The organism is Mesorhizobium sp. M7A.F.Ca.MR.176.00.0.0 (assembly GCF_004023165.1).
Classification (GTDB): domain Bacteria; phylum Pseudomonadota; class Alphaproteobacteria; order Rhizobiales; family Rhizobiaceae; genus Mesorhizobium.
This window is the reverse complement of record NZ_RZTC01000032.1, coordinates 13770-22837: the sequence shown is the minus strand read 5'-3', so window position 1 is coordinate 22837 and position 9068 is coordinate 13770. Positions and strand designations below refer to the sequence as shown.

The 9068-nt window shown below is 62.2% G+C and carries 6 protein-coding genes and 1 pseudogene; 5 read left to right on the top strand and 2 right to left on the bottom strand.

What is annotated here, in order from left to right:
• Both dnaE and EOB59_RS13260 read right to left on the bottom strand, forming a co-directional pair.
• Positions 1 to 3140: DNA polymerase III subunit alpha (gene dnaE, locus EOB59_RS13265; protein ID WP_245486618.1), on the bottom strand; the 3140-nt coding region annotated here is incomplete at its 3' end.
• A gap of 106 nt (positions 3141 to 3246) precedes the next feature.
• Complete coding sequence (locus tag EOB59_RS13260; protein ID WP_128288523.1) at positions 3247 to 5259, bottom strand: acetyl/propionyl/methylcrotonyl-CoA carboxylase subunit alpha; 2013 nt, start codon at positions 5257 to 5259, stop codon at positions 3247 to 3249.
• A 197-nt stretch (positions 5260 to 5456) separates the two neighbouring features.
• On the opposite strand from EOB59_RS13260, the gene EOB59_RS13255 reads away from it, so the two are divergent.
• From EOB59_RS13255 to EOB59_RS36255, 5 genes and pseudogenes are all read left to right on the top strand, one after another.
• Positions 5457 to 6584 (top strand): S-(hydroxymethyl)glutathione dehydrogenase/class III alcohol dehydrogenase, encoded by a 1128-nt coding sequence (locus tag EOB59_RS13255; RefSeq protein ID WP_127270241.1) that lies wholly within the window; start codon positions 5457 to 5459, stop codon positions 6582 to 6584.
• Between the two features lie 70 nt (positions 6585 to 6654).
• Positions 6655 to 7125 carry a YaiI/YqxD family protein gene (locus EOB59_RS13250; RefSeq protein ID WP_127270240.1) on the top strand — a complete coding sequence of 157 codons (471 nt, stop codon included), beginning with the start codon at positions 6655 to 6657 and terminating at the stop codon, positions 7123 to 7125.
• A 31-nt stretch (positions 7126 to 7156) separates the two neighbouring features.
• Entirely contained in the window at positions 7157 to 7834 is a 678-nt protein-coding gene (locus EOB59_RS13245) for a DUF1345 domain-containing protein (RefSeq protein WP_128288522.1), read from the top strand.
• A gap of 97 nt (positions 7835 to 7931) precedes the next feature.
• Entirely contained in the window at positions 7932 to 8813 is an 882-nt protein-coding gene (locus tag EOB59_RS13240; protein WP_127810555.1) for a cytochrome b/b6 domain-containing protein, read from the top strand.
• A 1-nt stretch (position 8814) separates the two neighbouring features.
• Positions 8815 to 9068, top strand: a pseudogene (locus tag EOB59_RS36255) (molybdopterin oxidoreductase); the annotation flags it as partial.

The window sequence follows — 9068 nt, the reverse complement described above, 5'->3', positions numbered from 1 at the left end:
GCTTCGTACTGGCCGGATGTGTCGGAAAAGGCGATAACGCCCATCTTGTTGCCGGTGCGCGTCTTGCGCTCCTGCTTGGACGTCACCGTGCCGGCCAGACGGCCGGCGGCGGCACCGCGTTTGACGGCCGCCGAAAACTCGGCCCAGGTCTGAACCCGCATCTTCTGCAGGGCTGCCTTGTACTCGTCGAGCGGGTGCGCCGAGAGATAGAAGCCGACCACCTGGAATTCACGGTGCAGCCGGTCGGCGGCGAGCCATGGCTCTGTCGCCGGCAGATTGAGTGCCTGCGACTGAGCGCCGAGCGAAGCGCCGAAGATGTCGTGCTGGCCGGAAACCGCGTTCTGCTGCGCCAGCGACGCCAGTCCCATCATGCGTTCCACGCCCGACATCATCGATGCGCGGTCATGGCCGAAGCAATCGAGCGCGCCGGCCATGATCAGGCTTTCGAAGACGCGCTTGCCGACGATCTTGGGATCGACCCGCTCGCAGAAATCGGCGAGGTTCTTGAACGGCTTTTCGCCACGCTGGGCAACGATGTGCTCGACCGCCGCATCGCCGACGCCCTTGAGCGCTGCCAGCGAATAGTAGATGCGGTTCTCACCGACCTCGAAGGGGCGAAAGCTCGACATCACCGAAGGCGCCAGAACCTCGATGCCAAGGCGCAGCGCGTCCTGGCGGAAATCGGCCAGCTTGTCGGTGTTGCCCATGTCGAGCGTCATCGACGCTGCCAGGAACTCGACCGGATAATGCGCCTTGAGATAGGCGGTCTGGTACGAAACCACCGCATAGGCGGCGGCGTGCGATTTGTTGAAACCATAGTCGGCGAACTTGGCCAGCAGGTCGAAAATGAAATCGGCTTGCGGCTTGCCGACGCCACGCTCGACCGCGCCGGAGACGAAGCGCTCACGCTGCTTGTCCATCTCGGCGCGGATCTTCTTGCCCATGGCGCGGCGCAGCAGATCGGCTTCGCCGAGCGAGTAGCCGGACAGCTCCTGCGCGATCTGCATCACCTGTTCCTGGTAGACGATGACGCCTTGCGTCTCCTTCACCAGATGGTCGATCTTGGGATGGATCGACGCCATCTCCTCCTCGCCATGCTTTCTGGCGTTGTAGGTCGGAATGTTCTCCATCGGACCGGGGCGGTAGAGCGCGACCAGCGCGATGATGTCCTCGATGCAGTCGGGCCGCATGCCGATCAGCGCCTTGCGCATGCCGGCGCTTTCCACCTGGAACACGCCGACCACTTCGCCGCGCGACAGCATGGCGTAGGTCTCGGGATCGTCGAGCGGGATCGTTGCCAGGTCGATCTCGATGCCGCGCCGGCGGATCAGCTTGACCGCCGTCTCCAGCACGGTCAGCGTCTTCAGGCCGAGGAAGTCGAACTTCACCAGCCCGGCCTGCTCAACATATTTCATGTTGAACTGGGTGACGGGCATGTCCGAGCGCGGATCGCGGTACATCGGCACCAGTTCCGACAGCGGCCGGTCGCCGATGACGATGCCGGCGGCGTGCGTCGAGGCGTGGCGGTAAAGGCCCTCCAGCTTCTGCGCCATGTCGAGCAGCGTCTGGACGATCGGCTCCCTCTCGGCCTCTTCGGCAAAACGCGGCTCGTTGGCGATGGCGTCGGCGAGCTTGACCGGATTGGCCGGGTTCTGCGGCACCATCTTGGAGAGCTTGTCGACCTGGCCATACGGCATCTGCAGCACGCGGCCGACGTCGCGAAGCACGGCGCGGGCCTGCAACGTACCAAAGGTGATGATCTGGCCGACCTGGTCGCGGCCGTATTTCTGCTGGACGTAGCGGATGACCTCTTCACGCCGATCCTGGCAGAAGTCGATGTCGAAGTCGGGCATCGACACGCGGTCGGGATTGAGGAAGCGCTCGAACAGAAGCGAGAAGCGCAACGGATCGATATCGGTGATGGTCGTCGAATAGGCGACCAGCGAGCCTGCGCCCGAACCGCGGCCAGGCCCGACCGGGATGCCTTGCGCCTTGGCCCATTTGATGAAGTCGGCAACGATCAGGAAGTAGCCGGGAAACTTCATCTTGGTGATGATGCCAAGCTCGAAATTCAACCGCTCGCGGTATTGCTCGACCGTATAGCCTGATGTCGGGCCATGCATGGCGAGGCGCGCGTCGAGCCCCTCATGCGCCTGGCGGGCCAGTTCGTCGGCTTCCGCCTGCACCGCGACGTCATTGTCGGCGACATCGCCGCCGGTGAAGCGCGGCAGGATCGGATTGCGGTTTTTGGGATAATAGGAGCAGCGCAGCGCGATCTCGACAGTGTTGTCGATCGCCTCTGGCAGATCGGCAAAGAGCCTGGCCATATCGGCCTGGCTGCGCAGGAAATTGTCCGGCGACAGCCGGCGACGATTATCGGCGGCCACGACCGATCCTTCGGCGATGGCGATCAGCGCGTCATGTGCGTCATAGTCGTCGCGAGAGGAAAAGAACGCCTCGTTGGTGGCGACCAGGGGCAATTCATGGGCGTAGGCCAGATCGATCGAGGACTTTTCAATCACGCGATCATAACCGGAAACCCGGTCCAGTTCGACATAGAGGCGATCGCCGAACATTGCCTTCAGGGTCAAAAGCCGTGCCTCGGCCAGATCGCGGCGATCTTCCTTGATGGCGGTGCCGATCGGTCCGCGCGGCCCACCGCTGAGGCAGATCAACCCGTCACAAAAGCCTTCCATCATTTCGGTGGTCAGGTGCACGGGTTCGCCCGGCGGCGTTTCGAGGTAGACGCGGCTGACCAGCCTGACCAGGTTGGAATAGCCGGCCTCGGTCGCGGCAAGCAGGACGACCGGCCGCATATCGGGACCCTGCCGCCTGCGGTCGCGCTGGCCATCGCTGTTTTCGCCGGAAAAGGCGAGCGCCGTTTGACAGCCGATAATCGGCTGAATGCCGTCCTTCACCGCCTTCTGCGCGAATTCCAGGGCGCCGAACAGGTTATTGGTGTCGGTGACGGCGATGGCCGGGGCTTCGTCCTTGACCGCATGAGCGACCACCTTGCCGATCTGCAAGGCGCCTTCCAGCAGCGAATAGGCCGAATGCACGCGCAGATGGACGAAGGGCCGCGCCGCAGCAATCGCTGCTTCGCGCTTCAGGGGATCGCGGGGAAGTTTTTCGTCGGCCATGGTGCTGCGTGAAGGTCCTTGAGTCGATGGAGATGTATTGTCCGGGACCGCGCGATGCCAGTCCAGCACAAACCACTGCTGATCACAGGCTGCCTGCCCGGCTAGCCTAAGCAAACTCCATGATCACCGCGTCGACAGCCAGGCTGTCGCCCGGTTTGGCGTTGAGTTTGGAGACGACAAGGTCGCGTTCAGCACGCAGCACGTTTTCCATCTTCATCGCTTCGACCACCGCCAAGGTCTCGCCGGCCTTGACCTCCTGGCCTTCGGCAACGGCAATCGACACGACAAGGCCAGGCATCGGGCAAAGCAGCAGGTTCGACGTGTCCGGCGCTACCTTTTCGGGCATCAGCCTTTCCAACTCGGCGGTGCGCGGCAGCATGGCGCGCGCGGTCACCGACATGCCCTTCCAGGCAATGCGAAAGCCATTGGCAACCGGCCTGACCTGAGCCGTAACCTTGCGCTTGCCGACCGTGCCGCGCCAGACCAGGTCGCCCGGCCGCCAGTCTGATGCAACGGTCAACGCCCTGCCGGCCTCGATCGACAGATCGATTTCCATCGGAATGGAAATCATGCCCTCGATAATCGAGGCCGACAGATAGTCATCGCCGATCTTTACCACCCAGTCGCGCTTCAGAGCTCCCGAATGCGGCGCCAGCCGCCCGCCCAGCCGGTCGAGCCGGTCACGGCGCAGCAGTTCCACCGCCGTCGCAATCGACGCCAGCACGGCCTTCTCATCGTCGTTCGGTACGACCGGCGCGAAGCCGTCGGGATATTCCTCCGATATGAAAGCGGTCGATATCCGCCCTTCCCGCCAACGCGGATGCTGCATCAAGGCAGCCAGGAACGGAATGTTGTGCTCGATACCGTCGACGACGAAGCTGTCGAGCGCTTCCGACATGGCATCGATCGCCTCCAGACGCGTCGGCGCCCAGGTGCACAGCTTGGCGAGCATCGGATCGTAGAACATCGAGATTTCGGAGCCCTCGGTGACGCCGGTGTCGTTGCGGATGATGACATCGCCGAATTGTCCTTCCTCAGGTGGCTGGTAGCGTGTCAGCCGGCCGATCGACGGCAAGAAGTTGCGGTAGGGGTCTTCGGCATAGAGCCGGCTTTCCACTGCCCAGCCGTTCAGTTTGACATCGCTTTGTTTGATGGCAAGCTTTTCGCCGGCGGCGACGCGGATCATCTGCTCGACCAGATCAATGCCTGTGACGAGCTCCGTCACCGGATGCTCGACCTGCAATCGTGTATTCATTTCAAGGAAATAGAAGTTCCTGTCCTTGTCGACGATGAATTCGACCGTGCCGGCGCTCTGGTAATCGACGGCCCTGGCCAGCGCCACCGACTGCTCGCCCATGGCCTTGCGTGTCGCGGCGTCCAGGAATGGCGATGGCGCCTCTTCGGCGACCTTCTGGTTGCGTCGCTGGATCGAGCATTCGCGCTCGCCGAGATAGAGCGCGTTGCCATGCGCGTCGGCCAGCACCTGGATTTCGATGTGGCGCGGATCGACAACGAATTTCTCGATGAAGAGACGATCGTCGCCGAACGAACTCTTGGCTTCCGAGCGCGCGCGGTCGAAGCCGTTGCGCACTTCGGCCTCGCTCCAGGCGATGCGCATGCCCTTGCCGCCGCCGCCGGCCGAAGCCTTGATCATCACGGGATAGCCGATTTCGCCGGCAATCTTTTCGGCATGGTCGGCATTCTCGATGACGCCGAGCCAGCCGGGCACGGTGGAAACCTTGGCGGCGTTGGCGAACTTCTTCGATTCGATCTTGTCGCCCATCGCCTTGATGGCCTTGGGCTTCGGGCCGATGAAAATGATGCCTTCCGCTTCCAGCGCTTCGCAGAAGGCCGCCCGCTCTGACAGGAATCCGTAGCCGGGATGCACGGCCTGGGCCCCCGTTTCCTTGCAGGCGGCGATGATCTTTTCCGGGACGAGATAGCTCAGCGCGGCTGGCGAAGGCCCGATATGCACCGCCTCGTCGGCCATCTCGACATGCACGGCATCGCGATCGGCATCGGAATAGACGGCAACCGTGGCGATGCCCATCTTGCGCGCCGTCTTGATGACGCGGCAGGCAATTTCGCCGCGATTGGCGATCAGGATCTTGGTGAACATGCGAAATGTCATCCCTCGGGTCGGCCGTTCCTTTTATGGCCTGTGCTTGCAGGGTCAAGCCGACCATGCAATTCACTGCCTTTCAATCGACTTGCGATTCCAATTCATCGCTGTGGCCCAGTCAGGGAGCCAGCCGCCAGTTGATCGTGTCGGCAAAACCTGAAACCTTGGAAAAAACTCGCATTGGAGGACGTCTGATGAAAACCCGCGCCGCTGTCGCTGTCGCCGCCGGAAAGCCGCTGGAGATCATGGAGGTCGACCTCGACGGCCCACGTGAGGGCGAGGTTCTGGTCGAGATCAAGGCGACAGGCATCTGCCACACCGACGAATTCACGCTGTCGGGCGCCGATCCGGAAGGTCTGTTTCCGGCCATCCTCGGCCATGAGGGCGCCGGCGTCGTCGTCGATATCGGCAAGGGCGTCACCTCGCTCAAGAAGGGCGATCACGTCATCCCGCTCTACACGCCCGAATGCCGCCAGTGCCATTCCTGCCTGTCGCGAAAAACCAATCTGTGCACGGCCATCCGCGCCACCCAGGGCCAGGGCCTGATGCCCGATGGTTCATCGCGCTTCTCGATCGGCAAGGACAAGATCTTTCACTATATGGGCTGCTCGACCTTCTCCAACTTCACCGTGCTGCCCGAGATCGCGCTGGCCAAGGTCAACCCCGACGCGCCCTTCGACAAGATCTGCTACATCGGCTGCGGCGTCACCACCGGCATCGGTGCTGTGATCAACACCGCCAAGGTCGAGATCGGCGCCACCGCCGTCGTCTTCGGCCTCGGCGGAATCGGCCTCAACGTGATCCAGGGCCTGAAACTTGCCGGCGCCGACATGATCATCGGCGTCGATTTGAACAACGACAAGAAGGAGTGGGGCGAGCGCTTCGGCATGACGCATTTCGTCAATCCGAAGGAGATCGACGGCGATGTCGTGCCCCACCTCGTCAACATGACCAAGCGTGGCGCCGACCAGATCGGCGGCGCCGATTACACATTCGACTGCACCGGCAGCACCAAGGTGATGCGCCAGGCGCTGGAAGCCTCGCATCGCGGCTGGGGCAAGTCGGTCGTCATCGGCGTCGCCGGTGCCGGCCAGGAGATCTCGACGCGGCCGTTCCAGCTGGTCACCGGCCGCACCTGGATGGGAACCGCCTTCGGTGGCGCGCGCGGCCGCACCGACGTGCCCAAGATCGTCGACTGGTACATGGACGGCAAGATCCAGATCGACCCGATGATCACTCACACGCTGAAGCTCGAGGACATCAACAAGGGTTTCGATCTCATGCATGAGGGCAAATCGATCAGAAGCGTCGTGGTTTACTGAGGAAGATACCAGGCCGCCGCCCAATCGGCCCGCGACCTCTGTGGTTCACAAGTGGGAGGAGAAAAGAAACATGAGCGAACTCCCCGCCATTCTCGTCGATGCAGACGCCTGCCCGGTCAAGGCCGAGGTCGAAAAAGTGGCCGACCGGCATGGCGTCGTTGTCACCTACGTCTCCAATGGCGGCCTGCGGCCATCGCGCGATCCGATGATCCGCAATGTGGTGGTCTCCAAGGGCGCTGATGCCGCCGACGACTGGATCGTGGACAATGCACGCACCAACGACATTGTGATCACCGCCGACATTCCGCTGGCCGCCCGCGCGGTGGCACTCGGCGCGCATGTGCTTGGGCCAACGGGACGCCCCTTCACGCCGGAAACGATCGGCATGGCGGTAGCCATGCGTGACCTGAAGCAGCATCTGCGCGAGACCGGCGAAAGCAAGGGCTACAATGCCAGCTTCGCGCCGCAAGACCGGTCGCGGTTTCTCGGCGAACTCGACCGCATCTTGCGGCGGGCGCTCAAATCCGCCACACCAGACTAGAAGCCGAGCGCCATTCAAGGTTGGAACCGACATGGCTGCCGAAACCCCGGTGAAGTCTCCCATTCAGCGCCACATGTTGTTCGCTGTGTCGGCCTGCGTTGGCGTTTTTGCGCTTCTCGTGGCGTTGCTGCTGCACACCCCGCTTGCCTATTCGATCGGCGCCAACGCGTTCTTTGCCGCTTATGTCATTCTCGTCGTCGCCCAGATGCCGAAGTTCACCGGCAGGTATCTGAGCAGGAATGCGCGTGCCACGGACCAGCCGGTGCTGGTCATCTTCGCTGTGACGCTTGTCGTCGTCGGCGTTGCCGTTATCTCATTGTTCCTACTGATCAATCAGAAGGACAGAAGCCATCCCGTCGAGCTCACCTTCGCGCTGCTGTCGATCCCGCTCGGCTGGTTCACCATTCATGCCATGGCAGCGCTCCATTATGCTCATGTCTACTGGATGGACGGCGATGCTGTGGATGCCGAGACCAGGAAGAAAATCCCTGTCGGCGGACTGCTGTTCCCGGGTGACAAACGGCCGGAGGGCTGGGATTTCCTGTACTTCTCGACGGTGATCGGCATGACGGCACAGACCGCCGATACCAACATCTCGACCACGCATATGCGTCGTGTCGTGCTTGTCCATTCGATCCTGTCGTTTTTCTTCAACACGGTCATCGTCGCCGCCGCCGTCAATCTCGCCGTCAGCCTGGGCGGTCCGTAATAAATCCGTGATCAGATGAAACATCGGTTTGGATCGCGACGTATCAGGAGGACAATGAACGCGCAGGCCATGCCGCGAGGCCGGGAGACGAAACACGATGGAATCCGTTGCCAGAAGCCAATCCGCCGCCGATCCAGGCGCTTCGGCGTCGAACGACAAAACGCTGATCTACCGGCAGTCGCGCTGGACACGGCTGACGCATTGGCTTTGGGCTATCTCGTTGTTCTTCATGCTGCTGTCAGGCCTGCAGATCTTCAATGCCCGTCCGCAGCTCTATATCGGCAAAGAATCGGGCTTCGAATACAACAACACCATCTTCGCCATCGGCGCCGAGAATTCCGATGCGGGTCCGCGCGGCTACACGGAAATCTTCGGGCATCGCTTCGACACCACTGGCGTGCTCGGCTGGTCGGGTCCGGCCGGCCAGGAGACGTCCCGCGCCTTTCCCTCCTGGGCGACCATCCCGTCCTACTATGATCTCGGCACCGCGCGCGTCATCCATTTCTTCTTTGCCTGGATACTGGCCACGACGTTGATCGTCTGGTTTGTCGCCAGCACCGTGAACGGCCATCTGCGGCGCGATCTCGCGCCACGCCTCGACGATTTGAAGCGATTGCCGCAAGACATCGTCGACCACGCCAAGCTCAAATTCCACCACACGCGCGAATACAACACGCTGCAGAAGATGGCCTATGGCGGGGTGCTGTTCGTGCTGTTGCCGCTGATGATCATCACCGGTCTGGCCATGTCGCCGAGCATGAATTCGGTGCTGCCGTTCCTCAACGATCTGCTCGGTGGCCGGCAGACGGCACGCACCATCCATTTCACCGTCATGGTGCTATTGGTCGCCTTCTTCGTCGTCCATATCCTGATGATCCTGGCCGCCGGCCCGATCAACGAACTGCGTTCGATCATCACCGGCTGGTATCGCACCGATCCTCCCGCACAGGACGACAAAAACGTCGAGAGGAGTGCCTGACATGGCGAAGTTTGAGATCAGCCGCCGCAAATTCCTGACCGGTGCCAGCCTTGGTGCCTCCGCCATCATGCTGTCGGGCTGCGACGCCTTCGACAGTCAGCTAGGTGTTGGCAGCGGCCTGCGCAGTTTCCTCGAAAACGCCAATGGCCTGACCTACCGCGCACAGCGGCTGCTTGCCGGAAGTGACGCGCTCGCCCCGGAATTCACCGAGGCCGACATCCGCCAGCCGCAGCGGCCGAATGGTGTCACCGCTCC

What these genes read in the sequence shown, in the direction of transcription:
- EOB59_RS13260 (WP_128288523.1), bottom strand. Translation starts at nt 5,259, where the DNA reads ATGTTCACCAAGATCCTGATCGCCAATCGCGGCGAAATTGCCTGCCGC.
- EOB59_RS13255 (WP_127270241.1), top strand. Translation starts at nt 5,457, where the DNA reads ATGAAAACCCGCGCCGCTGTCGCTGTCGCCGCCGGAAAGCCGCTGGAG.
- EOB59_RS13250 (WP_127270240.1), top strand. Translation starts at nt 6,655, where the DNA reads ATGAGCGAACTCCCCGCCATTCTCGTCGATGCAGACGCCTGCCCGGTC.
- EOB59_RS13245 (WP_128288522.1), top strand. Translation starts at nt 7,157, where the DNA reads ATGGCTGCCGAAACCCCGGTGAAGTCTCCCATTCAGCGCCACATGTTG.
- EOB59_RS13240 (WP_127810555.1), top strand. Translation starts at nt 7,932, where the DNA reads ATGGAATCCGTTGCCAGAAGCCAATCCGCCGCCGATCCAGGCGCTTCG.